This window comes from Caballeronia sp. SBC1 (genome assembly GCF_011493005.1).
In the GTDB taxonomy this organism is placed as follows: domain Bacteria; phylum Pseudomonadota; class Gammaproteobacteria; order Burkholderiales; family Burkholderiaceae; genus Caballeronia.
The window spans coordinates 3,193,402-3,220,004 of the sequence record NZ_CP049156.1; the positions used below are offsets into that span (position 1 = coordinate 3,193,402).

At 54.8% G+C, this 26,603-nt stretch carries 18 protein-coding genes; 3 read left to right on the forward strand and 15 right to left on the reverse strand.

Annotated elements, in window-relative coordinates; all coding sequences use genetic code 11:
- Positions 1-243: 243 nt before the first annotated feature.
- The 3 genes from SBC1_RS14110 to SBC1_RS14120 all read right to left on the reverse strand — a co-directional run bounded on the left by SBC1_RS14110 (position 244) and on the right by SBC1_RS14120 (position 6,350).
- Entirely contained in the window at positions 244-2,151 is a 1,908-nt protein-coding gene (locus tag SBC1_RS14110) for an acyltransferase family protein (protein WP_165988226.1), read from the reverse strand.
- 388 nt (positions 2,152-2,539) lie between these two features.
- Positions 2,540-3,685, reverse strand: coding sequence for an acyltransferase (locus SBC1_RS14115; protein WP_165988228.1), 1,146 nt, complete (start codon positions 3,683-3,685; stop codon positions 2,540-2,542).
- A 592-nt stretch (positions 3,686-4,277) separates the two neighbouring features.
- On the reverse strand, positions 4,278-6,350 hold the full coding sequence (locus SBC1_RS14120; RefSeq protein WP_165988230.1) for a hypothetical protein: 2,073 nt from the start codon (positions 6,348-6,350) through the stop codon (positions 4,278-4,280).
- A gap of 398 nt (positions 6,351-6,748) precedes the next feature.
- Here SBC1_RS14120 and SBC1_RS14125 point away from each other — a divergent pair, with 398 nt between their 5' ends.
- Positions 6,749-8,008: an acyltransferase gene (locus SBC1_RS14125; RefSeq protein ID WP_165988232.1), complete on the forward strand. Its 1,260-nt coding sequence runs from the start codon at positions 6,749-6,751 to the stop codon at positions 8,006-8,008.
- Between the two features lie 92 nt (positions 8,009-8,100).
- Here SBC1_RS14125 and SBC1_RS14130 read toward each other — a convergent pair whose 3' ends face one another.
- Genes SBC1_RS14130 through SBC1_RS14165 form a run of 8 tightly spaced genes read right to left on the reverse strand, consistent with a single transcriptional unit; the run spans position 8,101 to position 16,146 of the window.
- Complete coding sequence (locus tag SBC1_RS14130; protein WP_165988234.1) at positions 8,101-9,393, reverse strand: glycosyltransferase; 1,293 nt, start codon at positions 9,391-9,393, stop codon at positions 8,101-8,103.
- The gene (locus SBC1_RS14135; RefSeq protein ID WP_165988236.1) at positions 9,390-10,427 is read right to left on the reverse strand and encodes a glycosyltransferase family 4 protein; all 1,038 of its coding nucleotides are present in this window, start codon (positions 10,425-10,427) and stop codon (positions 9,390-9,392) included. Before SBC1_RS14135 ends, SBC1_RS14130 begins: the two co-directional genes overlap by 4 nt.
- The gene (locus SBC1_RS14140) at positions 10,424-11,461 is read right to left on the reverse strand and encodes a glycosyltransferase family 4 protein (protein WP_165988238.1); all 1,038 of its coding nucleotides are present in this window, start codon (positions 11,459-11,461) and stop codon (positions 10,424-10,426) included. The genes SBC1_RS14135 and SBC1_RS14140 overlap by 4 nt, the downstream gene beginning before the upstream one ends.
- Entirely contained in the window at positions 11,458-12,564 is a 1,107-nt protein-coding gene (locus SBC1_RS14145; protein WP_165988240.1) for a DegT/DnrJ/EryC1/StrS aminotransferase family protein, read from the reverse strand. The genes SBC1_RS14140 and SBC1_RS14145 overlap by 4 nt, the downstream gene beginning before the upstream one ends.
- Positions 12,565-12,577: 13 nt before the next feature.
- Positions 12,578-13,213, reverse strand: a complete 636-nt coding sequence (locus SBC1_RS14150) for an acetyltransferase (protein WP_165988242.1) — start codon at positions 13,211-13,213, stop codon at positions 12,578-12,580.
- Entirely contained in the window at positions 13,210-14,577 is a 1,368-nt protein-coding gene (locus tag SBC1_RS14155; protein WP_165988244.1) for an FkbM family methyltransferase, read from the reverse strand. Before SBC1_RS14155 ends, SBC1_RS14150 begins: the two co-directional genes overlap by 4 nt.
- A complete protein-coding gene (locus SBC1_RS14160; protein ID WP_165988246.1) occupies positions 14,570-15,331 on the reverse strand; it encodes an ABC transporter ATP-binding protein in 762 nt (253 codons plus the stop codon). Before SBC1_RS14160 ends, SBC1_RS14155 begins: the two co-directional genes overlap by 8 nt.
- A 14-nt stretch (positions 15,332-15,345) precedes the next feature.
- Positions 15,346-16,146, reverse strand: a complete 801-nt coding sequence (locus SBC1_RS14165; RefSeq protein WP_165988247.1) for an ABC transporter permease — start codon at positions 16,144-16,146, stop codon at positions 15,346-15,348.
- Positions 16,147-17,250: 1,104 nt separating this feature from the next.
- Here SBC1_RS14165 and cysC point away from each other — a divergent pair.
- Positions 17,251-17,901, forward strand: a complete 651-nt coding sequence (gene cysC, locus SBC1_RS14170; protein WP_165988249.1) for an adenylyl-sulfate kinase — start codon at positions 17,251-17,253, stop codon at positions 17,899-17,901.
- A 49-nt stretch (positions 17,902-17,950) separates the two neighbouring features.
- Positions 17,951-19,423: a hypothetical protein gene (locus SBC1_RS14175; protein WP_165988251.1), complete on the forward strand. Its 1,473-nt coding sequence runs from the start codon at positions 17,951-17,953 to the stop codon at positions 19,421-19,423.
- A 109-nt stretch (positions 19,424-19,532) separates the two neighbouring features.
- Here the strand turns inward: SBC1_RS14175 and SBC1_RS14180 are convergent, their stop codons facing one another.
- The 4 genes from SBC1_RS14180 to gmd all read right to left on the reverse strand — a co-directional run bounded on the left by SBC1_RS14180 (position 19,533) and on the right by gmd (position 26,014).
- Positions 19,533-20,528: a class I SAM-dependent methyltransferase gene (locus SBC1_RS14180; RefSeq protein WP_207958407.1), complete on the reverse strand. Its 996-nt coding sequence runs from the start codon at positions 20,526-20,528 to the stop codon at positions 19,533-19,535.
- A gap of 138 nt (positions 20,529-20,666) precedes the next feature.
- Complete coding sequence (locus SBC1_RS14185) at positions 20,667-23,240, reverse strand: glycosyltransferase family 1 protein (RefSeq protein ID WP_165988253.1); 2,574 nt, start codon at positions 23,238-23,240, stop codon at positions 20,667-20,669.
- Positions 23,241-23,257: 17 nt separating this feature from the next.
- Positions 23,258-24,664, reverse strand: a complete 1,407-nt coding sequence (locus SBC1_RS14190; RefSeq protein ID WP_165092431.1) for a bifunctional 2-polyprenyl-6-hydroxyphenol methylase/3-demethylubiquinol 3-O-methyltransferase UbiG — start codon at positions 24,662-24,664, stop codon at positions 23,258-23,260.
- Between the two features lie 309 nt (positions 24,665-24,973).
- Positions 24,974-26,014 carry a GDP-mannose 4,6-dehydratase gene (gmd, locus tag SBC1_RS14195; RefSeq protein WP_206365962.1) on the reverse strand — a complete coding sequence of 347 codons (1,041 nt, stop codon included), beginning with the start codon at positions 26,012-26,014 and terminating at the stop codon, positions 24,974-24,976.
- Between the last annotated feature and the right edge of the window lie 589 nt (positions 26,015-26,603).

Sequence of the window (26,603 nt, forward strand, 5' to 3'; positions counted from 1 at the left end):
ACCGATCTCTCTATGCAATGTCGTGGCAGATCAAATCCGCTCTGACGTACATGATTCGTTGCGCGTACTCAGGGAAGATTAGTGAGGCGAGCGAGACGATGGCAACGCAAGTGGCCGACGCGCGCTCACGCTATCGCGATCGGGGCAGTATATGGCACACACAGACCGGGTTTGTGACCACGGGCAGAAATGCGAACGGCTTGGTGGCTCGCGACAAGAATTTTTCTCTGCGTCACCCGCACGTTAGCGTACCAGGATGAGCCGGGCCATTTTGCGTACGGCATAACGGGAGGCATCCGGTGTCAGATGGCCCACGTCATAGCTGCTCACGGCGGCGCCGTTGATGACGGTTAAGCATCCCGCTTTGTTGCAGAGGGCGGCATAGGGCGAAGCATACAAAACGCCGAGCGACGTCGCGCGCTTTTCCATGTCCCGATCGAGGTCGTCGATGCCCAAAACCAGACCACATCGGGAGAACTCGTTCGTACCGACCATCGTCTCTTGGCTCGCGCATTGAACCAGCATTGAAGGCATCGGTTTCTGCCATTGAGGCATTGGACCCACCACTACAATGCGCGGAACCCCGATCGCCTTAAGAGCTGCCACGGTGTCCTGAAGTCGCTCGACGTTATAGTTCTTCGAGATTCGCCCGTATGCCCAGTTGGCTCCGAGCAAGACGGTTTGCGGTTTGACGCGTGCAATCCGTCGGAGCGTTGCCCGGTTGATATCCGCGCAAAACGGCCGGTCAGAGAAATCGACGTTCATGAGCGGCGGGCACGCCGAGGCTGTGTACTGCGAAACGCCAAAACTGTCGTTCGTCTGCAATGCCAGCAAGCCAGGGTAGAGCGCGGCGGCATACGAATCGCCCCAGAGAAACACCAAAGGCCGAGTTCCAGACGCTGAGCAATCGGCCGAAAACCGGGAATCGTCCTGTTGTGGATCCAGAAAACATGTGTGATCACGCCACTCGGTCGCAGGATACTTTCCGGCTAGCTGCGCCAATTGCGCCGTGTCGCCGCGAGCTCGGTAGCTGAATCCGTCGGTCCACACGATACCCACACCAAGAAGCACCAGAGCAGCCACCGCCGTTGTCAATGGCAAAGTCGCTCGTTTTCGGAAATGCCCAAAACGGATTGGTTTTTCGACCAAGAGATACGTCAAAACGCTAAGGGACAAGGCGACGGCAAGCGCAATCAATCGAGCGCCGGAACCGCCCGCGCGAGCCCATAGATCGTGATTGGACACAGCGTAAAGAATTGGCCAGTGCCAAAGATAGAGAGGATAGCTGATTATGCCGATTGATCGCATGCCGGCGTTCCCGAGGACCACCCGGTTCAGCCAGCTCCCGGGGGTCGACAGCAATAGAAAAGCGCCAAGCACAGGAAGAAGCGCAGCCCAGCCGGGGAAGGTGCTTGTGGGGCCGAGAAACACCATGCCTGCGGCAACGAGTCCAGCGCCCGCGAGTGAGCGCCAGTTTTCGTTTCTACCCATTTTCTTCGGGTGATGCACTTGAAGATGGGCAAGAACACTTCCAGCCATGAGTTCCCAGAAGCGGGAAAGTGGTGAATAGAAAGCAGCATCTGGATGCGCATGAACAGTGGCGATGTTCAGTGCGAACGATGCGACGGCTACGGCCAGCGTGACCGTTAAGAAGTTGAGGCGACGTCGCCACATTAGGCCTAGGAGAAGTGGCCATAAAACATAGAACTGTTCTTCCACGGCGAGCGACCACAGATGAAGCAGTGGTTTTGTTTCGGCTGCCACATCGAAGTATCCTGTTTCTCTCCACAGCGCAATATTTGAGAAAAACGCGCCGCCTGAAATCACCTCTTGTCCGAGTCTTTTGTACTCCTCTGGCTGCATCCAGAACCAGCCTGTAAAGCAACACGTTGTCAAGACAACGGCAAGAGCTGGGAATATGCGCTTGATACGCCGTGCGTAAAAATCGGCGTAGCTAAAAGAATTTGCCTCCAACTTCCAGAAGATGATCCGGCTGATCAGAAAGCCAGAAATCACGAAAAAAATGTCAACCCCGACAAATCCACCGGGCACCCACGCAGGGAATGCATGAAATAGCACTACCGCGAGTACCGCTATCGCGCGAAGACCATCAATATCGCGTCGATATTGGGTCGAACTGTTAAAGGACATTTTTTGGGGCAGGTAGAGTTATGTGTTTGGCCCGCAGGAGTTTAGCAGGCGGACTGCGGTAGACCTTACTCCTCTTCGCTCGCGAATCGCTATGCGCGACCGGAGTCCGCGTCGTTCGTTAGCGGCTGTTTCGTTTATGCCTTGGCCACTGCCGACCTATCTTGCGCGTGCTTCCTGACCAGGCGATGACCAGCAAAATGGCCTCAACCAGGCCAACGACCGAATAAGTGCCGGCGAAATGTCCGGCCGTTGAACTGATCCTGCCACCGTTAGGCAATAAGCATGGCCCAACAGAGAGGGTCGCACTCTCGTGAAGTGGCGAACAGCAAACGCTTTTTGGGTGCTCTTCGAATTGGCCCAACGCGAGTACATGTCTTTGCTTGTTTCCCTACGAAGCATGCGCTAATGACTTCCGCAAGTTATTCACACGTCTGATGAGAGAAGATATAAAAAATATTCCGGGACGTTCAATGAACCGTTCAGAAAAAACGGCAAGCGGCAAGGTTAAAATTGTCGTCACCAAGGCGGACCCGACGCCCCACAACAGATAATGTTTCTCGGGATGAGGGTTAATAATTAATATGGTTCCCCACACTGCGTATAAAATCGGCACGTTCAGCAGGTAAAAACTATAGCTAATTCGACCCAAAAACTGGACGGGACGGCTGATGAGGAATTTATAGGCTAGGCCACGGTATGCTCGAGAAGCAGTGAAAACGACCAAGCCCGCCAAAAAAGAGTGAACAATTAATCCCGAAATGTTACCACGGGCGACAAAGTGCCGAGCGAATACAAAAAGCACTATAGAGATCGCAAGGTGGGTCGGTTTCACGTCAAAATCTATAGCCTTGAATTCAGGCGAGGACAGTGCGACTCCAATCCCAAAAGAAACGAGGTACGGCCAAAGATTGGGCAGACTACCAACTAGAACTGGGTAATCTATAGCCAGCATGGCGTAACCGATCGCCAGGACCAACGCAAAAAAACCAAACGTTCGGCGAAGCAACACAAACGCAACGACAAACGGCGCCGCTACGACCTCAACCAACAAACTCCATGATGGTCCATGAACACCGATGTCATACAGCGTCGCGCTTTGAAAAGCAGTGATTGGTGAAATTACCGGATATTCAATATGCGGAACGAATACGAAAGATAAGAGCATATAAACGAGCATGCAGAAGAACATCGCCGGATATATTCGAGCCACGCGTTTTACTAGAAACTCGATGGATGTTACTAGAGCAGGTTCACCACGATCCAGCGTGCGATCAAGCGACGCACCCAGAACATAACCACTCAAAACAAAAAATAGGATGACCGCGCTATCCCCATTGAAAATAGCTAGGAGAAATTTAACCCAGATATCGGTACCATCCGAAAGAGATTGTGCTGGGGCATACAGAACTCGCGGAATAAGCGATACATTGAAATGCAATATGCCGTGAAACATCGTCACGGCCAATGCCGCGCACCCCCTCAAACCATCTAGGGTTCGGATATGCGCTTGGTCGCGTTGGGACTTCTGATTCATTGCTCATCTGGCCTGTCGTAGTTTCAAGGATGTTACACCAAGTAAGATCCTCGAACTCGCTGCACGGCCTTCTTGAGACTGAGTCGATGCTGAGTTGGGAGCAATTGCCTACCAATCAAGTCAACGCGACTGCGCTGATTGCTCGATGAACAACCACTTCTGCCCGAACAAACTGTTTCGCAAGGTCGCGCTCGGTGTCCGTGAAGTGGTGCGTCAAGAGCCTAAGCGCATCGCGGCATCGCGGCAACGCGCCAGCCTGCAGGCAAGCTCGACGCGACGGAAGAAGGGAAGATGCTCTTCGCTCATGCGAAACTTCCTCAAGCTTGATCGCTTGTGCAATAGGACCGCAGCTTCAGATGGTGTCGGCGAACGACCAATAAGGGATTGAGCTAGCTCGGAATCAGGGCAACGCTGATGTTACGGCGTTGCCCCCTTCTGCGAGACGCTGTTCCGAAACTGACCGCGACGAGATTGTATGTTGACACCGCTTCACTATCGACGGTGCTCCGAGATGACTCACCGTCAAAACCATTGTCCTCTCTATCACGGACCCGCATGACGGTTCAGGGCCACACGTTACAGACCAAAGGGTTTAGTTTTTCGGTGCAAGGTCAATCTGATCGACAAATATACTGAGCCCATAATAGTCAGGCGATGCAGGCGATTCGAATTCAATGGTGTTTGACCCGGACTTGAGAATCCCTTTGCTGACGGTGGCGCTTAGATCTTTGTCGCTTGTCCATTGAACAGGAACCGGCACGCCATTTACGCTGATGGTCGTGTTGTCTTTGGCGGAAGCTGCGTGCGCCAGAGTTTGAATACCCAACTCATAGTCTTTCGCTGCAGGATGCAGATCGAACAGCAGCGTCGCACGTGGCTGATTAATCCATGCAGCCGACGTTTGCCTGAAGGGCGTGTACACCCATTCATCCGGCTTCCAACCGGAGCCAGGAGTAGCTTGCGGAAGATCCCAACGGTGCCCAAAATCCCAATGATGCGACTCGCCGTCGGAGTCTTTATCGAAAAGTCCCAGGTGAAGTGGCCAGGCGCTAGGATTCAGCACCGCGGCATGACCGGAGAGAAGAGCATTACCACTGCGAAGGTCGCGGGGGACTCGCACGACCACGGCATTTGACTTCGAAACGACAAAGTCAGGGAGCTGTGTCGTCAGCGCAAAGCCGGGGCCGGAAACAGGAGCTGGTCCTCTGAAAATCCAACTGTCCGCAGTTTCGATACATGTTCCTTGGCGCGCCACGCCGTCGCGCATTTCCCAGATGTTTTGCGGAGTCAGGCACACAAGTGCTGTCCCGATCGGCTTCCCGGTCAGATAGGTCAGTGCGCTCGGGACGAGTTCGTCAAGCATCCACGTGCCATTCAGTCTTTGCGAATCGTCCAGCACGACAATTATTTTTCCCGGCTCAGTGTCTCTTAATTGGGGGACGATAGACCGCAGAATCTGACGCTGACTCTCGTACAACTTGTTGTAAACGTCGAACTGATACAACTGCTGCGCGGCGCCCAGGAAAAGCAGCGTTACACCGGCAACCGCTGCAACATGCGACTGGACGCGGTCGACCATGATTAGCACCGCGAGAAAAACCAATACCGAACCGGGCGACGCAAACATGAACGTCCGCTGGGTCGTACTCAAATGAGCCAGCGAAATAAGAAACGGCGCATAGCCCATCGCGAGAACGAGTACCCCGACCAGCGCGATCCGCAGAGTGCGGCCGCTGTCCCGCATGTCGACGCGTCGAGCAGAAGCGACGATGACACCAAGAACTATCGCCACTGCGACAAAGTACGCCGGATGGGCTACGTCGTGAGCCACAATGCGTACTGCGTCGAGCCACCCGTCCAGCAAAGAGCGAACAAAGCCACGCGAGAACAGCATGGTTCCATTGGCTTCAAGGGCCGCTATCACATGGCTCTCGTCGCCGGCAACTTGCTGCTGATAGGTATTCTTGGCAGTCAGCAACACGTTGCCGATGTACACGCTGCTCACAGCGCAACCGAGGAACCAGGCTACAGTCGCCCCCCCTTTTCCTCGCATGGTCGCGAACGCCCCCGACCGACCGTTTCGCGCGTAAAGAACCAAGAAGGGAAGTGGCGCCAGCAACAGCGTCAGCTCATACATCCAGGTGCCGATAACGATGCACATAGCGGCAGCAATAGACAACGCGTATCGATGCTTGCGCCTGTCCGAAAGATACGCAGCGACCAGCAACGCTGCCGAGAGCACAATGAGGGAAAACGACATGCCGATATTGAGCGCCCGAAATGCCATCTGCAGCGTGTCGGCGGGCCATACCATCAACAGCAAACCAGCGATTACCGCAAGGCGCCTTGAGCCTGTCAGGTACATTGCTATCCACGCCATCGCTGCGCCGCGGATCAGAAGGGAAAGGGCAAGTTCGACGTGCCAGAACCACCACGAATCCGGGTCGACTGCGTACGCAATTGCCCACGGGGTTGTCATTAGCGGGCGCATCTGGTGTTGAGGCATCAAGCTGTCCGCGCCGGCGAAGAAAAACGGGCCGTGCTGGGAATACAGCCCTAGCAGCCCCCACTCTTCAATCAGGCCACCCATGTGGAAGCCATACGGCAGCCAAAGCATAACGATGACCGCAAGACACGGGAGGAGTAATAGTGACGCCTTCTTCATTGCCGGATGCCCTAGTGGTTTGAGGCGGCAGTTTAAACTACTGGAGTAGTGAAATGATCTTTCGCCGCGTTTGACGGAGATAGAAATCAATTGTGGCAGAGGGCAGCAGGAGCGCTCGACAGGTAGGGTAACTTGCGATCGTTGTGCGAGCGCACCTTATTGGAACACAAGCCTCCTCAGTCACCGCTTTATCGATGCATCGACGCGCAATGCAAGAGATGTAAACATGGGGTTGGTTACAGGGTCATCTGAGTCACGCAAGCTGCTACTCGGTCACAGTCCGCTGATTAGTCGATGACTGGAGCACGTCGCCAGTTCTTTTAAATGGGCCTCGGTCGTGCGTTACCGTGCTTCTCACATAATCAACATTAAGAACATATGCTAGACATAAAGTATCCATGAACGCGACAGCGGCCAAGAGAGAAACTTTCGGATTCATTGAAGGGATGCGCGGCATGGCTGCGCTTCAGGTAGTTCTCACGCACTTGTTTTCCGCGTTTTTTCCCGTCTTCGCGGGCGTAGGTGGGAACGCCCACTACGCATGGGAGGCGGAATTCGCTCGCACGCCTCTTTATTTCCTGATCGATGGCAACACGGCCGTGTACATCTTCTTCCTCATGAGCGGCTTCGTGCTAGCACCGTCGTTCCTGACGACGAAACTTGGGGCCTGCCAGATCATCGCGAAACGTTTCGCAAGACTTTATATACCGGTTCTAGCCGCAGGAATTATCTCGGTGGGGCTTTGGCTCATTCTGCCTGCCGCCAGGGATCACGCGGTGGGTGTCACCATGTCCGCCTGGGCGTCAGCACTCTGTCGCAACCCCATGAGCCTGTGGTCGATCATCAAAGACACTACCCTCAATTCAATGGTGCTCGGATATGAAACCGAATCCGTACTGCAGCACATTCCGATCGTTTCGAGCTTGATTGTCGGCACTCCGCTAACCCTGGCTTTCAACCCTCCTCTCTGGACGTTACATGCAGAGCTCTGGGGATCCGTGCTGACCATCGCCGTCGCTTTCTTCTACAAAGCCGTATCGAGGAGAGTCTTCTGGCCGGTCTGCCTGATTGCGCTTCTTGTTACCGGGACAAGTTTCTTCACGCTGTTTCTTTTGGGTTTCGCTGCCTATGTGAGCAAAGAAAGGCTCGTCCGGCTAAAGAGCCGAGGTGCATCATTAGTCGCGGGAATCCTCATAGCGTGCGGAATCACTGTTTCATCCACGCTAAGCCAGCATCCTTTTGATGTGGCGTTAAATGTTGCGAACCAGGTTGCCTGGCTTAACACCCGGGCTGGCATTCGCCTGCAGTTCGAGTTCGGTGCAATTCTTATCATGCTGGGCGTGTGTCTATGCCATCAGGCTCGTGCCGCCTTGTCTATGCGCTTACCGGTATGGCTGGGAAAGATCTCGTTCAGCCTGTATCTGATCCATTTCCCTGTTATTTTCACCGTCGGCTTCGCCGTTTTCAACGCCGTGTATCCAACATTTGGCTACGGACTTTCCGCGGCCTTTGCAATGGCAACGAGCATGGCTCTAAGCCTTTTGCTAGCCATCGCGTTCGAACGCTATGTAGACGCGAGAAGTGTGCGGTTTTCGAGGAAACTGACTGCATATATGAGCACGAGCGATAAATCGCCACCCGCGCTATCGCAAGAGTGACTCACGATTTCGCGGGCAACGATCCCCGAGCCACGGTGGTACTTGACAGTACACCACCGACCAGTTGGCGGCGCCCTCCTACCGCCACACGGCTAATCCATCACGGCAAGCGAAGCCACCGTCTCTTCGGCGCAAAGCAGTTCATCGCTCGCACCCCATTGCTTCATTACCCGAACGAAATATGCCTTGGCGTTGACGCGCGGTCTGGACTTTTGACTGGCGATGCTTGTATCGATGAGCTCCCTTGCATAGTTGTCCGCGGAGTGCGTTGACAATGCCCATTGGCTTGCTCGCTCACCCAGCGCAGCCCGCGCTGCGGGCGACGAATAAAGGCGCTCAAGTGTTGCTCGAACTTCGTCAATCTCGTCCTCGTGTGAAATTTTTTCGACGCAATCATCCGGGATCTCGCTATAAAACCCGGTATCGGTCACCACGGTAGCTTTGCCATAGAGCATTGCCTCAATAGCCGAGGCCGACGCCGCTTCAAGGCTGGGCCATCGCAGACAGCTCATAACGTCCGCCTCCCCCACAGCGGATGCCAGCTCGGTATCGTTTACGGGGCCCGATATCACCAAATTCACACGTAAGCCGTTTGCCAGTGCGGTGAGCTCGAGAGTTGTCTTCGGATCGATAAATCCCACCAGCCGGTATACGACGTTTTGTTTCAATAGCGGACTAGCGGCAATCGCACGAATTACGTTGTCCACCCGTTTGTTCCGATTGATGTGACCGATCGTCAATAACTTCATCCTGCCAAACTTATTGGGCTGGTAGTCGGTCGACACTAAAGATTCCCCGGGCGCATCGTATGCAAGCGGAACAACTCGAACCGGTCCGGCACAGGAGCGCTTCAGGCGCGGCGTACCCCAATGGCTGTGTGTGATAACTCCTAAAGCTTGAGAGGCAATCCACTCAATCAATGGAGCCTTATCTTTTGTTCCTTCCAGGAATGCATGGTTGTCTGGGTACTTGAAAAACCGCGTTGCTACGTCGTCGCCATACAAGTGTTGCAGAATGGAATTTGCAGCGTCCATGTTCGTCTGCGCCCAGCCATGGAACATGTGTCCGATAAAAAAATCATGCAGACACACAACACCGGGCAAGCGCGCTAACCACGTGACGCAGCCTTCGTGGTATTCGTAATTGTCGCCGACCTGATAGATCGTTGTGTCGCACTCAGCTGCTGCATCCAATACCTGACTTTCCGCATTCCACGGAATCATCCGTGTACCAAAATCGTGTGAAGGACGACTAAGGAGCGCATCACTTTCGGCGCGCACTATGACTACTTGATGCCCCTGCGCGATTAGCGCATGACTGACAAGGCAGGTCATTCGGCCGATCGCAGAGGTCTTGAGCGCAGGTGTAAATATGAGCAATTTCATCGCAGAAGACTCTCAACTGTTTTCGGCCAGGTAATGTCAAAGCTATTCCATAAGTCCTGTGCGCCACGGCCGTAACTCCGGGTCAACGCTGTATCTGCAAGAGCTGCATTCATGGCGTTGGCGAGTGATGCCGCCGCAGGCTCGGCGACCCATCCGGTTTCACCCTGCTTGACGAGCCCCAGAATGCCACCGCTGTCTGACGTAGTGATGAGCGCTTTCCCGGCCGTCGCAGCTTCCATTGCCACATAACCGAGCGAATCTTCGTCGAAGGGAAGATAGGCGACCGCCGCTGCATTCATCAGGTATTCGGCGTAGGTCTCACGTGGCAAAAATCGCAAGTCCAGTTTTACGCGGTTGCCTAAGCCAAGCCGCTCGACCGCTTCCCGAAGCTGATCACCGTCCGCCGGGCTGTCAGGCGGCCCTGCAATAACCAGTCTGACGTTCGAACCGGTGTGTGCCAATGCCTCCAACAGCAAATGCTGGCGCTTCATGCCATTAACCCGCCCGCCCGCGAAAATATAGTCACCGAAGCGTCCACCCGTGAACAGGTCGGGATCGTTGATGGGAGGAAGCAATACCGTAGCGTCGAAGCCATTATATTTCTGGAGTCGACGCCGCGTGACTTCGGAGTTCGTGAAGATCCGTTTGCTTTCGGCAAATGCTTCGTTATCCGCATTAGTTATCAGTGCGCGTAGATCATTACCTTCCTGCCCCGGAGAAAGGTTCGTCTGGCCGACGTCATACAGGTCATACGCCTGTCGATACTGATGCAACAGCCAAAGCGTCTTGTCGGGATGCCTGATGTAGAACGCGGGAAATTTGAGTGCAATCACCTTGTCGACGTTCCACAACTCGAGCGCACGGACCATCAGCATCTGCGAAGATATGCGCGAGGCGGGTTCCCATTGGAATGGGATCCGCAACACCTCGGAGTCATGTCCCTCAATGATTAGATTTTTCTGAAGGTTAACTGCGAGCTCTTCCGCCCCGCCCCACACGAACGGCGCCATATTATTCACAATCAGTACTTTCACGCGAGCAACCTTCTGAGAACGTGGGACCAGGAGATATTGATTTCGTCCAGCCGTTCCAGCGCTTTCCTTCCCATCTGTTTGGCAAGTTCCCGGTCGAGGTAGAGCTTGTCCATCACCTCAGCCAAGCGCTCGGCTGACGGCTGTGTAACAAAACCGTTGACGCCGTCCTGCACCAACTCAAGGACGCCGCCAGAGTCGGTTGTAGTGATAATTGCTTTCGCCGAATGACTCGCTTCCACGCTTGGATAGCCGTACGAATCTTCATCCTCTGGCAGATAGGCAGTCGCCAGGCAATCGGCAAAGTAATTCGCCTTCTCTTCTTCCGTGATCCAGCGGTAATCAAGGGTCACGCGGTCACCAACGCCCAACTCCGCGATTCGGCTCTCGAGTTCTTCCGGATAGTGAGAACCTGAACTGGAGCCGCATAGACGCAACCGCACCGGCGTCTTGGTAAATTCCATGGCGTCGACAAGCAAATGCTGCCGCTTATGATGTTCAAGCCGGCAAACGCAAACTATCTCATCGTTATATTGACGCGTATGGAATCGCTCTGAATCGAAGACAGGCGGATAAAGTACTTCGCTGTCTACACCGTTGAAATGCTTCAGCCGATCAGATACGACCCGCGAATTGGTAAAGATTCGCTTTGCCTCACGCAGCGCGGCGGTATCCGCGTCGTGCAATGCCGCACGCACACCACGGTGCTTTTCATCATCAGGAAAGCCGCGGTAACGGTCGTTGTCCCAAAGGTCGTAGAACGAGCGGATATGATGAATAAACCAAAGTATCTTGTGCGGGTGCTGGATCAGGTGCGCTTGAGGCCGGAAACAAATCACCCGGTCCGCAGAGGACAGGTCGATCCAGCGGAACGCTGTCATTTGTTGAAAGAGGAGGTCCGGAACATCAACCTGGGGCAGGTAGATGCGCTCGACTTGATGCCCCTCCTTCTCCAGCATGGCTTGCAACCACTCGACTATGTTTCTCGCGCCACCATAGATAAACGGAACGAATGTCGAGACCAAAGCGATTTTCATGCTTGGAGCAAAGCCTGCTTGAGACTGTCTGCGACGCGATGTACATCGGCTTGCGTCAGCGCCTGATGGGTCGGAAGATTAATGCCCCGCTGAGCCCAGAGGTCGGCCACCGGATAGACCGTCTCTTCCTTATACGGCGGCAGAACGTGCATCGGGTAGAAGACCGGACGCGTTTCAATGCCGACGTCTGCCAAGTGGCGCATGACTGCGTCGCGTCGCGTCGCGTTGCCATTACGCAGGAAGATGTTGTACATCCAGTACACCTGTTTGACGGACTCAACTTCCTTTGGCAAGACGATCTGTTCTTCGAGACCAGCCAATGCATCGGCATACCACGTAGCGAGTGTGGCGCGGTCGGAGAGCGACTTCTCGATCGTCTCCATTTGCGCCAAACCGATGGCCGCCTGAATGTTCGTCATGCGATAGTTGTAGCCCACTACCGGGAACCAGTAACGCCGGTTCAAATCCATGCCCTGACCGCGGAACAACCGCAATTTCTGAGCGAGCTCGTCATTGTTCGTCGTGATCATCCCGCCTTCACCGGTGGTAACGATCTTGTTGCCGAAGAAGCTGAACGTGGCGCAGTTGCTCATGGAGCCTACTTTGCGCCCACCCACTTCCGCGCCGTGCGCTTCGGCAGCATCTTCAACCACCCACAGTTTGTGCTTGCGCGCGATCGCGTTAATAGTCTCCATTTCCGCCGGGTGGCCATAGAGATGGACGGGAATAATCCCCTTCGTCTTCGGCGTGATTTTGCGTTCGATATCGGCCGGATCGATATTCATCGTCGCCGCATCGACGTCGACGAGCACTGGAGTAGCACCGCAATACCGGACCGCGTTTGCGGTGGCGATATACGTGACAGTCGGAATAATCACCTCGTCGCCCGGATGCAAATCGAGCGCCACCAGCGCGAGGTGAAGCGCGGTTGTGCCGTTGTTGGTAGCAATGGCATGTTTTACACGGCAAAACTGCGCGAACGACTCCTCGAACGCGGTGATATATTTTCCGACCGACGATATCCAGCTGGTATCCAGGCAATCGAGAACATATTTGCGTTCGTTACCATTGAGCACCGGTTGTGCGACAGAAATCCTATTCATTGTATATTTTCTCTCAACGTATTAGCGGTCGCGCAGGCACGCCAACGACCGTTTGTTCATCTGCTATATCGGTAATAACGACGCTTCCTGAGCCAACCATGACGCCCGAACCAATAGAGATCTCCGGAATGACCCGGCTACCGATTCCGAGGAAACTTTGACTTCCCACACTCACATTTCCAGCAAGTCCACATTGCGGAGCGACATGTGCCGCTTTCCCGATTTTACAGTCATGATCGACACATGCGCCTGTGTTGATGATCGCGAGGGAGTCAATTACCGCCTCCGCATTGATTACCGCCCCCGCCATCACAGCAATTCCGGCGCCTAACTTAACAGAGGGCGAAATGACCGCGTACGGACTGATTGCATTGACCAGTTCGTAGCCCTGAGCAATGGCTAAATCAGCTAAACGCTCTCTTAAGCGATTCGAACCAATGGCGATGAATGCTCGCCGGTATCCTTCTTCATGTAATCGCACGAGATGGTCGTCGCCGTTCAAAACGGGCACTCCGACGCAAACGCTTTGGCTGCGATCGTCCCCTACACAAAAATCGACCTGCTCGCCCATCCCTTGCAGGCTTTCGATGCACACCTTGGCGTGCCCGCCGGCGCCCACTACTATCACGCCTTTCTTCACACTATTCATACGTCAAAACCCAATTTTTTCCATGCGACGGACCCGTTCCGCGCGAAAAACAGGTTAGTACTTTCCGCCTGACCCAGTTGCTCCTGCGTCACGTACTCCAGAACGCCCGTGTCAGGATTGATTGCGCGGTAAACAAAGCCGCTTTTCGCGAACGCTCCAAGCCAGTGATCGAGAGAATGACCCACACGCCTCAAATGAGACGGTCCTAATTCTACGATCAGGGCAATCTCCGGATTATTTGCGAGCAGCGACTTCGCCCCCTCCATGATGTCGAGTTCTGCACCCTCGGCATCGATCTTCAACAAGTCTACGGTCAAGCCGGCCGGGAGCGCGCTATCGAGCGTGACCGTGCGAACATCAATTGAAGAGGTTTCGTAATCGGCGGGAAGGTCGAGCGCGAAGATCGAGTGGTGTCCGCTCGTCGCACCCAGGAATAGCTTTGTCTCGCCGATATTATTTGAAACAGCGGCACCGTGTACCTCGATCATGTCAGAGAGGCCGTTGAGCCAAAACGACCTTTTCAACATGGCCCGCGTATTCGGAAACGGCTCGAAAGCAAAGATCTTTCCGTGGCCATGCATCGCCCTCGCCGCAGCAAGTGACAACAGGCCAAGGTGGGCACCGACATCAACGAAAACATTGCCGCGGCCGACGAATTGTTGAATCAGCAAGCGCGTTCCTCGCTCCAGATCCCCGGTATCGAGCAGTCCGGCGAGCACTGCGTGATCCGAGTCCGCACAAAGTACGTAACCCACTTCGGACTTAAGCAGAACCCGATCTTGATCGCTATGCACAGCCACGCGTCGCGCGGAAATAGTCGCCAAGTGTTCAAGCCGGTCAAGACGAGAAAACTCATTGAATGCGTGATCTTCTGCAACGGATCGAATCGCTTCGCGCGATTCCTTCATCAGAGCCCGCAATTCAGCCGCAGTGGCTTCCTGCAAGAGAAGCACCTCGTCACGGATCGATTCCCGCGAGACCTGAATGCTCTGGTGCAGACCAGCAGATAATGCCTGCGCATCTTTGTACCCGACCGTGTGCCAGTGATGCGCATTGACTAGGATCTGATGCTGCACGCTCTCCGCCGTCATCTGCAGGACTTCGCGCCCCGTGGCGTGCGCGTGGCGAATTTCGTGCGCAAGCTCCGCCTGCATGCGACGAAGCTCGTCGTTCACGCCCTGAGCCACAGCGGCAGTACGATTCAATTCATCTTGTATGCCCTGCGTTAGATAACGGCGCGTACGAAACGCAAGCGGCCTGACAATAGGTAATACCATCCGATAAGCCAGCCGAGCCATTTTTCGCGCCGCTCGTTTCAACAGCGACGGCCTGACCGGTTGCGGTGGGCGATCGGCTTCAGCCATTTACCTTCGCCTCCACGCCAAAGTACGCGTCGAGGATGGTGTGCGGATCACCATCCATTTTGACCCTACCGTGCTCAAGCCAGAGCACGCGATTGCACGTATGCGTAATCAGCTCCCGCGAGTGCGATGCGATCACCAGAATATTCGTCGCCTTAACCAGTTCGGTCATGCGTATTTCAGCCTTCTGCTTGAACCCCTCGTCTCCCACCGATAACCATTCGTCCATTAACAGGATTTCGGGGCGCACGATCGTCGACACGGCAAACGCCAGCCGCAGATGCATACCCGTCGAATAGGTCCTCATGGGCATGTCCACGAAATCGCCCAGTTCAGAGAAATCGATGATCTCGTCTATCTGCCTCTTGATATGCGAACGTGGCATGCCGAGCAATGCTCCACGCATGAAGATGTTTTCGCGTCCGGTTGCTTCGGGATCAGTTCCAAGCGATATATCGATCAGCGAGCCAATCTCGCCGTCGATACGGGCTCTCCCGGACGATGGTTCATACACACCGCCGAGCAACCGTAACAGCGTGCTCTTTCCCGCGCCGTTATGACCCAATAGGCCCACGCGATCGCCATCACGCAACGTGAAACTCAATCCCTCCAGTGCACGTACTACTACGCGCCCGTCCTTGTCCGCGCCAATTTGCCCACCTGTCGCAACCTGCATCAGCCTTTTCTTGAGCGACCTGCCATTTGCGTTATAAATTGCAAAATCAACGCACACGTTCTCGAATTCGATAAATGCCATAATTTCCGTCTTGGTTACAACCAGTAAGCGATACGTCGCTTATAACGTCCGTAAAGCGCAATTGCGAACAACCATCCCACCAGTGCCAGTGCGCATGCAACCACCCAGTTTATCGTCGTAGGAAAATCGCCAAGCAGTGGCGCGCGCACGATTTCCAATAGGTGATACATCGGGTTCAGGTCCAGCAAATATAAACCGGCACCTTTAGGCAAGTTTTTCGGCATCCACATTATTGGCGTCAGATAGAACACGACCTGCAGAACACTCCCGACAATCTGGGCGAGATCGCGATATCGCGCGCACAGGAGCGCAAGAATCAGCGCCACCCACGTTAAATTGATCAGCAGCAATAAAAGGCCGGGTATAGCGAGAAACGCCGTCAGATAAAGAGGCTTCCCAACAGCAAGCAAGATAATCGGAAATATGACAACGTTATGCCCAAGAATTAATATATTTCGCCAGATCATCCGAAGGATATGGACAAACAGTGGAATAGGAAGTTGCTTAATAATGCCTTCTGCGGCAATGAAACCAGTACACCCCTCGGTAATTACTGTCGATATGAAACTCCACAAAATAATGCCGATCGCAATAAACGGAAGAAATTCCGTCATCGGGGATTTGAAAATAGTACCGAACACAATGCCAATCGTGCCAATCATGACACCCATGCTGATAGTCAGCCAGAGCGGACCGAGCGCTGAACGCCTGTAACGCTGGCGCACATCCTGCCAGCCAAGCATTCCTACGAGCGAATAACGTCTTGTTGCCGCCGCGATATCCGACAACGCACTTACAGTGGGTCTCTTGCGCATATAAAGCAAATTCTCGAAAAAAGTTCCACGATTTTAGACGGGGACGGGTTCGGGGTCCACCAACTTTGTTGACAAGGCCGCCTTGGTGCCGAGTTATTGTCGTTCGACCGACATCTCGCACGTTGGTGCCCCATGTCTGGCCGACCATGCGGCAATATTTGCGCGTTGCCGGCAACGGCGCGGGGACGGGTTGTATCAGGCGTGGAGAACTGCCAGCGGCCCGACCACCCTCCGGCACCGCGGGCGGATCGCAGGGGACGAATGATTGAATTCAGCACGCTTGCGGCTAAGTAATCATTCGAAGGAACAACCAACCAAATGTGATTCAAGCGACTTTCGGCGCCATTCAAATCACCTAGTTGATAACTATAATCCGTATTCTAACTCCTCTGCTCGTACCTTAAAGCGACAATGGCAAATCGTTGAATCATCGGGTTATTCAATGATCAGAACGAGCAAGATCATAATCCAAACTTTTAAGCACCCTCTCCAAATTAGACTCCTTAACAACGCCTCTTTTTTGCAACTTGCAATTTCTTTTGATATCCTTACAATCTGGAATGTCAGACGGGACATTTCGAAATGTCCGTGTGCAGTTCGGTTAACTGAACGCATGAAAATGGTTACGAAATATTTCCCCTCATTAACTACCATTACGGTTTTAAGGAAATGAGATCGTGATACCCGACATCAAACTCTTTTCCGATGCAGATTGTCAAATTATCTGGCCGAAGGCTCGTCGCGCTGTCACAGATTGTGAATACATATGCTTGTCTGGTTTCGCTTCCGAGCGAAAATTTTGGCACAGCGATAAGCACGCTCTTGAATTGCTCGCGACGCGGAGAGTGTTGAACGACCGGCTAGGTAATGGGCCGACACAAAATGTTACGGCGGGTACGTGGCACTTTCCCCATAGTGCGCGTTCATACAATTCTTTTTATGTCTTAAATTGCGTGCTTTCAGCCAACGCTCGCCAGGGCCACCCCACCTCCCGCGCGCAGCGGAGGCTCATGGATCGCGGAATGCTTGTGCTGGCCCACCCGTGGTCAAGTCCGATCCAGTCCTCGGCCCTTGAAGCGTAAAGCGCTCGAAGCAGGAACAATAATGGAAACAACCCATCTTACGAGCACACACGAACCGTCTTCGCCAGCCACTAACGTGGTCACGCAACCGTCGGCAGTTACACGCGAGCAGCGTGAATCCAGGAATGATCATCGGGGCGCAGTCGTCTGGCTCACTGGGCTACCAGGTTCGGGCAAGTCGACAATTGCCCGCTCAGCCGAGCGGATTCTCCACGATCTCGGACTCCAGACGGTTACCCTCGACGGCGACAACATTAGGCTGGGTCTCTGCGCAGATCTCAGCTTCTCTGCGGCGGACCGAAATGAAAACGTTCGCAGGGTAGCCGAGACTGCGAAGCTCTTCCTTGATCAGGGAAACGTTGTAATCGTCGCCTTGGTTTCACCAGTGCGCCAGGCCCGCGAAAAGATCAAGGAAGTAATCCCTGCCAAGGACTTTCTCGAGGTCTACTGCCGCTGCCCGCTTTCTATATGCGAGCAGCGGGACCCCAAAGGCCATTACGCGCGGGCAAAACGAGGGGAGATCTCAAACTTTACGGGCCTCTCGTCGTTCTATGAAGAACCGCTCGAACCTGCTTTGCTCCTGCGCACCGACGCGGAGTCGGCAGAAGAATCGGTGCGCCGCCTGAGCGAGTTGGTACTCGAACAGTGCAAAGCGGTCAAGGTACAGGGTTGAATGAACGGCGCTCGCGAAGCGCCGGTTTGGTTTTTTGTTGAGGATGAAAGTGAACAAGCTTCCGGGCAGTGATGCCTTATACGCAGTCGTTGCCACGGTGCGCGCGTTGCTATTGGTTGAATTGGGATCGAAGCAGGTAATACCTCTAGAATGGGACCAGCCGGAGTATTACGGGATTAGTTGGCGCCCGGAGGGAAAGGATTTGATCCTTTCCCACTCGATGCTCGACAATAATGAGTTGCGGGACGTCTCCTCCTACGCCATGTCGGAAGTAGGCATTCTGTCGGAAGGTACATTCATAACGCCGCCTTTCCTTTCTCAGCCGCATCAGATCACTCTCGCATCCGACGGACGCGTTATCTGCACCAATACAGGTCGCAATTCCATTTCAATCTTCAACTTTGCGAAACCAAACCTGATGCAGGAAGCGAGGGTTTCCGGCGCACGGTGGGACCGGTTATCCTCTGATAATATTCCTGGCGATCATCTGAATTCGGTATTTGAAAAAGACGGCTTTTTATATGCAATAGCGCATCGTCACGGCAGGGGCTCAACGCTAGCCACATTCAACTATCCTGATCTTGACTTACTCGCGTTGGATCCCGTAAAAAACCGCAGCGGTCTGCATAATATCTGGGTCACCGACGACGGCCAGCGGATTTCCTGCCACAGCGAAGCGGGGTCGGTAATCGACCTGAATAGCGGCGCGGTCCTTTGGGATGCAGGCAGTCCGGTTTATACCCGTGGCTTGGCGGCATCAGTCGACTTTGTCTTGGTGGGTGAAAGCGAAAGAGCCCAACGCGCATCCCGACGCCATTCCATGAGCGGATTGTGGCTGCTTGATCGGAAGTCATGGCAAGCGCTCGACTACATCTGCCTCGGCTCATATGGGGCCGTTCATGAAGTACGGTTGCTCAACGTCAGGGATGAAGCACATCATGGCCACACTTTTGGCGGACTCCATACGCTCCTGACCCGCGACCGGCGAGATGTCATGACAGCCGAACGTCTGGGCGCGTCGCGTCGCGCACGCCAATCGAAGGCAATGTGGCAGTCATTCGACCTGATTTTTGGATCTCCTGTGTCTTCCGAGAACGGCGGTCAGATGGCTGACTCAGGAAACCTTTGTCTCCTGGTCCAGCGAACGCAACCTGGCCGGAATCTCACTTTCTCTTTTTCGATCGCGTCGGCAGAAGCTGAGTCGCATATCGCGATCGTCGCTTATCGCGGCCAGGGCGGTGATACGGATATGGACGCGTTACTGATTCGACGCGTGAGCGAAACCGAAGCGGAAATGAACCGTTGGATTCATGACAGCAGTTCGTGGAAACGACGCGACGAAGCTGTAATAGCCGACCTCCCGCTTTCGGGAGACGTCCACTTCTCGGTAAGTAGCGAAGGCGTTAATCTGGAAATCAACGGTAAACCATTCTCAGGAAGTTGCGTTGATGATTTCCCAACCGATTCAGGCGCACTTGGAATCCGGTGGCTAGGTGCAACGGTCTGGCCAACAACTAAATAACGTGCAACTCGGGGTGCTGACGCGAGGAATGTTGCGTCAGCCCACCCCTGTCGCCGTAGCATTCTCAGCGATGCCACCTCGTCATATTGAAGATGCGCGAGAGCGTACTTTATTCGAGTTCCGACGGATCATAAGATCGGTACAGCCACGCGGGTTTGTTCCCACGATCAATACCGGTATTTCTAGCTCTCAGGAAGATGTACTGACCAAGGTCATGTTTGCGATATTCGATCAAATGCCCAAATTTGTCGGGATCGAGATAGACATCGGTCATATTGTCGTGGACGTCGGCGGTGAACATCTCATCAATAGTGAAGCCAAGATGCGTCAATAGCAGATGAAGCTCGTGCTTGTTATACTCGCGGTTATGTCGTCCGTAAGGTCCGAAGGCGCTGTACGGGTCATACATATTTGTGCCAACGATCATGCGAGCCACGTTCTCAATTCGGTTCACATTCGGTGTTGTCAAAATCAGCGTTCCATCCTCGCGGAGAGTACGCTTGATTTCCCTTAATACCCGACACGGATCGTTCAATAAGTGCTCGATAATCTCGCAGAACAACACGACGTCGAGTGATGCCGATTCAAACGGAAACCGATCCGCTTCAATATTGAAATGCGAGAACGGTAGGTCGACGTGTGTCTTGCTGCCGGGTTTGCGAAACTCGTCCAAATAAACTCGTTGTACTGCCTCACCTTTCGGGACCTGATCGCCGAAATAATTGCCGATACGCCAATCGGCCGAGGTAAAGTTCCTCAACAGCATGGTGCTGAAATAGGGGTTGCCCCCCAGTTCCAGCCCTGTCACCGGGCCTGACACGTTCGACACCGCTCGCTCAACAAGACCAAATGTCTGAACAAACCGCTCAAAATCCTGGATGCAATAGCTGGCAATAGATTCGGGGGCATCCGCAACACGGACTGATTTGAGCCAATCAAATAACTCCTCTCTCGACACTCCTTGAGGCAGCGGCAAAGGTGGACGAAGTGGGAACGACTCAAGAGAAAATCCAGGACCGGTATGTTCCGTCTTGTCGGAAGTCGCCCGATCCCGCTCATTAGTCATTTCGGCAACAGCAGCCGCGTTCCTCTTTCGTAGAAACATCTCATTCCTCTCAGTTTCGTTCGTATGATCAACACTCGAAGATCCAAGTGCCTACGTTCGGAAACAAAATAGCAGCTATATGTTTCAGGCGATACTGCGAGAAACGGGGATGGTAAAAAAATCAGGCGCTTACGAGGCCTATGCAGCAGTCACCCTCGCCTTCGCCCACCTCAGATACCATTCACCTTGCAGCATCACCCGTCCGATCTGTCCTGCGCTCTGCTTCCACGTCATCCAGGCCATACCGGTCGACGGCGGCACGCGCCCTTCCTTGTACAGCAGCAACCATGCTTCAACGGCAGCGCTCAAATCTCCGTCCGCATAACCAGTGAAATAAAACGCATGGTCGCCCGCGACCTCACGAAACACCGGCAGCTCACGCGCCAGAATCGGCAAACCTTTTTGCGCCGCCTCGATCAACGGCAATCCGAACCCCTCGCCAAGCGAAGGGGCAAGCAAACACGCCGATGCCTCATACACCTTCTGAAGAAACTCGTCGCTGATCCCCTCCAGCCAGAAGAAATGATCGTTGCTTTCTGCCTGCTGCTTGAGCGTGTCCGCCAACTCATTAACGCCCCACCCGGCTTTCCCGACGATCACCAGATTCACGTCGACACCCGCCGCCCACAGCCGCTCGAATGCAGCAAACGCTTGCACGTGGCCCTTGCGCGGCTCTACCGTGCCCACCATCAGGAACGTCGGACGCTCGCGCAAGGCGGCAAGAACAGCGGGAGCGGTCGCAGGCATACCCGCCGAGGGCTGGCTGCTGTCGATATCCGCGCCCAGATGAAAATAGCCGACCTTCAGCTCGCGAACCCGCTCCACCGACGATGCCTCGAGCCACATCATGAGGTCATCGGCAACCGCGCGTGAAATACAGATCAAACCATCGCTGACTGTCGAGATAGTCTTAAGCCACGGCGGAAACACGGTAGCAATGACCTCCGGGAACCACTCGGGTTTCAGCACGGGCAGCAAGTCATAGACAACAAAGTAAATCTTCACGCCCCGACGTCGCTGCGCGGCAAACCAGCCTTCAGCCGGCGGCACGCAGTCGGCAACTAGGTCAAGACCCAGGAAAACATCACCTTGCTGGCTGTCGACCCATTCGTCTTCGTCGTCGACACCTCGCAGGCCCACGTCCAGCCCTTGCATAAAGCGGTTCGCGTACCGGTAGATCATCACGCTTCGGTCTAGCCGCACCGGCCGCACTTCCCAACCAGCCGGAGGCTGCTCTAGCAATTGCCGCACGATTGCACGTGTGACCCGCTGGATGCCTGACTTCGCATCGTGGTCGCATAGCACCGAGACATCGACGAACAGTTGCCGCCGGCGTCCTGCTCGCTGGTTCGCCGCAATAGCGTCCGCACTCGCAACCAGATCGATATCAGTGGATGCCAAATCAAGCTGCGTCAACGCTTCAATGACCCTACGATACCGCTCCTCACCCGACGTCAGGGGCCTTACGGTGCCGTTCTTCATCCGCTCGCTACGCTTGGCGTATGCATCCTCGAATGCTTTCAACGAGCGTTTGCCAGTCGCGTCCCACGAAAACTTGGACACCTGCACCGCGGCATGATCACGCAGTGACTGCCAGTATTCGGTGTCGCTCAGACCCCGCTCGATCATGGCGGCCATCTGCTCATAGTCGAGGGGATTGAACAGCGCATCCTCCCTGCCGATCACCTCGGGAATACTTGTGGCCTCCGAGCCGATCACCGCAGCGCCGCAGGCCATTGCTTCCAGCGCCGGTAGGCCGAATCCTTCGTGCAGCGACGGAAACACGAATAGGTGGCACGAACTGTACAACCCGATCAGGTCTTCATCGGACACATAGCCGCTCGACAGCACAAGGTCCTCGCGCGCCATGCCATTGGCCTCGGCGAGGTCATACAGCTTCGTGCGATTCGCCTCGGTAGCCTGGCAAACCATGAAGAGCTGATACTGCTTGCGCACCGCAAACGGCACTTTCCCCCATGCCTCGATCAACCCTTCAAGATTTTTGCGCGGCTCGACAATCCCCGTTGTCATCACGAACGGGCTGCTAATGCCGAAGCGCCCACGAAGCACCGTGATATCGAGTTCCGAATGAGTGGCGCGAGCGAACGACTCTGAAACAGCCGAGGATATATTGGTGATCCGCTCACGCGGTATCTGCAATTCACGCACGGCTTCTTCGCCGCAATAGGCAGAGATGGCCAGCAACACGTCAGCGCGCTTGAGCGCTTCAATCTTCTCGTAATAGTGCTTCTTGAAGCCGGCGTCGGTCAGGTACTTGGCCGGATTCAAATATGGAATCAGGTCATATAGCGTGACGGCGTTGATCGTGTCAGTATCGAGCTTTTTGATGGTCGACACTGAAACGTCGACGTAGCCTTCGAACAAGCTGCTGATGTGCACGACATCCGGTTCGAGTTCGGCAATCGCGTACTCGCGGATCAACTGCGCAGCGCGTGTTCGCCAGTCGTCGGATCCTTGATAGAGCGCGATCGGGGGAAGCGAGAACACGGCAATCCGGTCAATCGGCACCAAGCCGTCGAACGTGTGGCGAATCTCTTCGATCGAATCGGGAAACAGGTTGTTCAGGACAACCCAAACCTCGTGCTCACCGGCATTACGCGCGATCGCTTTCGCCAGCGCGAGGCTGTAACGGCCAATGCCTCGTAGCCGGCTAACCGACTGGCATCCTTGAAGATCTAAAACAATACGCATGGCTGTACCGGAGAATTTTATTTCGTGCGTGCGTTTAAAGCACTGAGCAGATCGGCGTGCACCTTCCGGCCGCGTGCCGTGAGCCGGTCAATGGACTCGACTGCCGGCATCGCTGCGCCAGTAACAACGCCCTGAATCGCGTCGAAGCCCGCCATTTTGATGAGACCTGCTCGAACCCGCGGCATCCGTGACAACACGTTGGCAATGCGCTGCCTGAGCACCGGACGACATCGGACATAAGCTGCGGCATGAAGCAATCCAAGCCGCGCCAACCGGTTGACTGCGGCCTTAGAGCGGCCGATTTTCCTGACCGTCAGACCGCCCGCGCGCAACGGTGACGACAACCGCCAACTGGTACTCGCCATCATGGCTGCAACGTGATGTTGAGCGCGGTGGGCCACATCTTCCGCAGCAACCGCACGGGACTGTGCCTGGTGCAATTGCGCTTCCAGTTCACTAGCGCGAGCGGCAGCCTGCTCCTTGCTCGCACGTAAATCCGCCTCCGCACGCAACCGGACCTCTCTCAGACGCTCCTCGTTTCGCGCTGCCCTCTCCTTCAGGTACGCCGCTTCAGCAGCCGCCAGCTCTGCCTTCCCTTGCAGCGCGGCCCGCTCCTTTTCCGCCTCGAGTACTCGGGCAAACAATGCGTTCACGTCCTCAGTCTCCTTTTGCGAGATGGGCAACGCCGATGGCGTAACGAGTGATTCAGCAATCGGGATCGACTCGTTGTCCGCTTTCTTGAACGCGATGATCGCGTAATCGGGCGCCTGCATGAAGTTCTGATCCAGCGCCGACACCACTTTGTTGACGACGCTCGCGCCCGACAATTCGCTCGGCAATAATTCGAGGTCGTTCTGTAAAAAGTCACGATTCACCGGCACCACCACCACACGCTCGAACCCCGAGAACTCCGCAGCGAAGCTAAGCAGGATGGACGGGATCGGCCGCTCGTGAGTCGGGTCCAGATAGAAATTGCACGCACCTACGACCAGGTTCGCCGGATTGGGTGTTTCCAGCAGCATGGCGCCGCCGTCGTCCAGAACGCGATGCGCCTCCTTCATGAACGTCAGCAGTTTCTCGAAGCCGAGGTGCTCGACCACGTGAAATGCGCTCACCAATGTGTATGACTGGTCGGGCTGGAGACCCAGATAGTCCGTTGCATCACCCTTGATGACTGACAATCCTGCTTGCTGGCCCTTGGCGACAAACTCGTCATTGAGATCGAGTCCCTCTGCGCTGAGTCCACGCGCGCCCAGCAACTCAAGCCATTCCGCACGGCCGCAGCCGATATCGATAATCTTCTTGGGGACGCGCTGAAGCAGAGCTTCGACGACTGGCAGGTACACGCTCTGCCGCGCCTTGATCAGGTCACGACTCCCCCGAAACCGGTCTTCGAGCGCGCGATAAAAATCGTCGGTTACCATAAATTCCGCTGTGCTTTCATCTGTACGTTGAAGTTCCCGGCGACCAGACTGAAGCTTAATCTACGCACAGCCAAGAACAGGGATAGTGTCGGGCACCAGAGGGAGCGAACACCGTCACGTTTCGTCGACGTCGCCGCAAATAGCACGCGGCGAACCGATTCCCCGCGCAAGCCCAGCAGACTATCCGCAAAACCAAATGCAAATGCCGCGCTGTCTTGCAAATACAACGCAAACAATCCAGCGCGACATTGCCGATTCGCAGCCGATAAGCAGGCCGGCGTCAGCGAACCGAGCCAGCCTGACCGGAGATCAGAACGAGAAACCCGCCTTGTTACGGCGCAGATCTTCCTCAACCATCATCTTGCACAACTCCTCAAGCGTGGTCTTCGGCTCCCAGCCCAGCTTTTCCTTTGCCTTCGTAGCGTCGCCAATCAGCAACTCAACTTCGGCCGGACGATGGAACTTCGGATTGATGCGCACGATCACTCGGCCATTGGACGCATCGACGCATTCTTCTTTTTCGCCGGCGCCGCGCCATTGGCCTTCAATACCTACGCCCTTGAGCGCCATGGTCACGAAATCACGCACGGTTTCCGTACGGTTGGTCGCGAGCACAAAGGTATCGGGTTCGTCGGCTTGCAGCATGCGGTACATGCCTTCGACGTATTCTTTTGCGAAACCCCAGTCACGCTTCGCGTCCAGGTTGCCCAGTTCGATCACATCGAGTTTTCCAAGCGAAAGCTTGGCGACCGAATCCGTGATCTTGCGCGTGACGAACTCACGGCCGCGCAACGGCGACTCGTGGTTGAACAAGATTCCGCTCGAACCGAAGATGTCGTAGGACTCGCGATAGTTGATCGTGATCCAGTGCGCATACAGCTTGGCAACGCCATACGGGCTGCGCGGATAGAACGGCGTATCTTCCTTCTGCGGAATGGCCTGCACCTTGCCGAACATTTCCGACGTCGACGCTTGATAGAAGCGAATTGATTTGTCGACAATACGGATAGCTTCCAACTGGTTCAGCGCGCCAACACCGGTGATTTCGGCGGTTGTAGCCGGCTGGTCGAACGACACGCCCACAAAGCTTTGCGCCGCCAGGTTATAAACCTCGCGCGGCTGCGCCTTTTCGAACAGGCGGATGGACGCGCCCAGATCGGTCAGGTCGTGTTCAACCAGGTTCAGCTTGGGATGATTCAGGACACCCAGTTCCTCCATCCGCCAAAAATTGACCGAACTCGTGCGCCGATAGGTGCCGTGGACGTCATAGCCCTTTTCCAGCAGCAACTTCGTCAGATATGCCCCGTCCTGCCCGGTGATGCCAGTTACAACTGCGCTCGTCAATTCCATCTCCCTTGGAAAAACCCACCATCGCGCAAATCCGACGCAATGGTGGAGAATGGCTTAAAAATGGTGCGATTATATCCGACGCGCAAAACGCTTCGTCGGCCGAGACCTCGGCTTCTACAGCCGGACACGCCTGCCGCATGTTCGAAAGACATAGTTAAAGCGGATCACCAGCTTGTTAAAGCCCGGCCCGGAAAAAATTGCAGCTGCCGAACCGAATGACGGGCCCGATTCGGACATAACAACGCTGCAAACAACTCTGCCGCAAGATCAATCAGATAATTCGAAGGACCCGACTGACGAAAACTGCGCAACAGCCGCTCCGGAATGATCATGAGTCGCCCCGATTGTATCCACCGAAAAAACGATCAAAAAATTATTAAAAACGTGCGCAGCGATCTTCAAGAAGGCGACGCGGCAGCCGATTAACACTGTTTCACATGGATGACGCGCTGGCGCCGATAGAATCGCGCGGGCCGGTACTACGTCTGACGAAATGAGAAATCCAGTAGTTCGCAGATGACCCTCAACCTCCCAGCAAGCCGCAACCAGCCTCGGTTATCATGCTATGTTGATTTAGCCGGCTTGCGCA

Excerpts from the sequence above, each read along its gene's own strand:
- SBC1_RS14110 (WP_165988226.1), bottom strand. The coding sequence starts at position 2,151 with ATGTCCTTTAACAGTTCGACCCAATATCGACGCGATATTGATGGTCTT.
- SBC1_RS14115 (WP_165988228.1), bottom strand. The coding sequence starts at position 3,685 with ATGAATCAGAAGTCCCAACGCGACCAAGCGCATATCCGAACCCTAGAT.
- SBC1_RS14120 (WP_165988230.1), bottom strand. The coding sequence starts at position 6,350 with ATGAAGAAGGCGTCACTATTACTCCTCCCGTGTCTTGCGGTCATCGTT.
- SBC1_RS14125 (WP_165988232.1), top strand. The coding sequence starts at position 6,749 with ATGAACGCGACAGCGGCCAAGAGAGAAACTTTCGGATTCATTGAAGGG.
- SBC1_RS14130 (WP_165988234.1), bottom strand. The coding sequence starts at position 9,393 with ATGAAATTGCTCATATTTACACCTGCGCTCAAGACCTCTGCGATCGGC.
- SBC1_RS14140 (WP_165988238.1), bottom strand. The coding sequence starts at position 11,461 with ATGAAAATCGCTTTGGTCTCGACATTCGTTCCGTTTATCTATGGTGGC.
- SBC1_RS14145 (WP_165988240.1), bottom strand. The coding sequence starts at position 12,564 with ATGAATAGGATTTCTGTCGCACAACCGGTGCTCAATGGTAACGAACGC.
- SBC1_RS14150 (WP_165988242.1), bottom strand. The coding sequence starts at position 13,213 with ATGAATAGTGTGAAGAAAGGCGTGATAGTAGTGGGCGCCGGCGGGCAC.
- SBC1_RS14155 (WP_165988244.1), bottom strand. The coding sequence starts at position 14,577 with ATGGCTGAAGCCGATCGCCCACCGCAACCGGTCAGGCCGTCGCTGTTG.
- SBC1_RS14160 (WP_165988246.1), bottom strand. The coding sequence starts at position 15,331 with ATGGCATTTATCGAATTCGAGAACGTGTGCGTTGATTTTGCAATTTAT.
- SBC1_RS14165 (WP_165988247.1), bottom strand. The coding sequence starts at position 16,146 with ATGCGCAAGAGACCCACTGTAAGTGCGTTGTCGGATATCGCGGCGGCA.
- cysC (WP_165988249.1), top strand. The coding sequence starts at position 17,251 with ATGGAAACAACCCATCTTACGAGCACACACGAACCGTCTTCGCCAGCC.
- SBC1_RS14180 (WP_207958407.1), bottom strand. The coding sequence starts at position 20,528 with ATGTTTCTACGAAAGAGGAACGCGGCTGCTGTTGCCGAAATGACTAAT.
- SBC1_RS14185 (WP_165988253.1), bottom strand. The coding sequence starts at position 23,240 with ATGCGTATTGTTTTAGATCTTCAAGGATGCCAGTCGGTTAGCCGGCTA.
- SBC1_RS14190 (WP_165092431.1), bottom strand. The coding sequence starts at position 24,664 with ATGGTAACCGACGATTTTTATCGCGCGCTCGAAGACCGGTTTCGGGGG.
- gmd (WP_206365962.1), bottom strand. The coding sequence starts at position 26,014 with ATGGAATTGACGAGCGCAGTTGTAACTGGCATCACCGGGCAGGACGGG.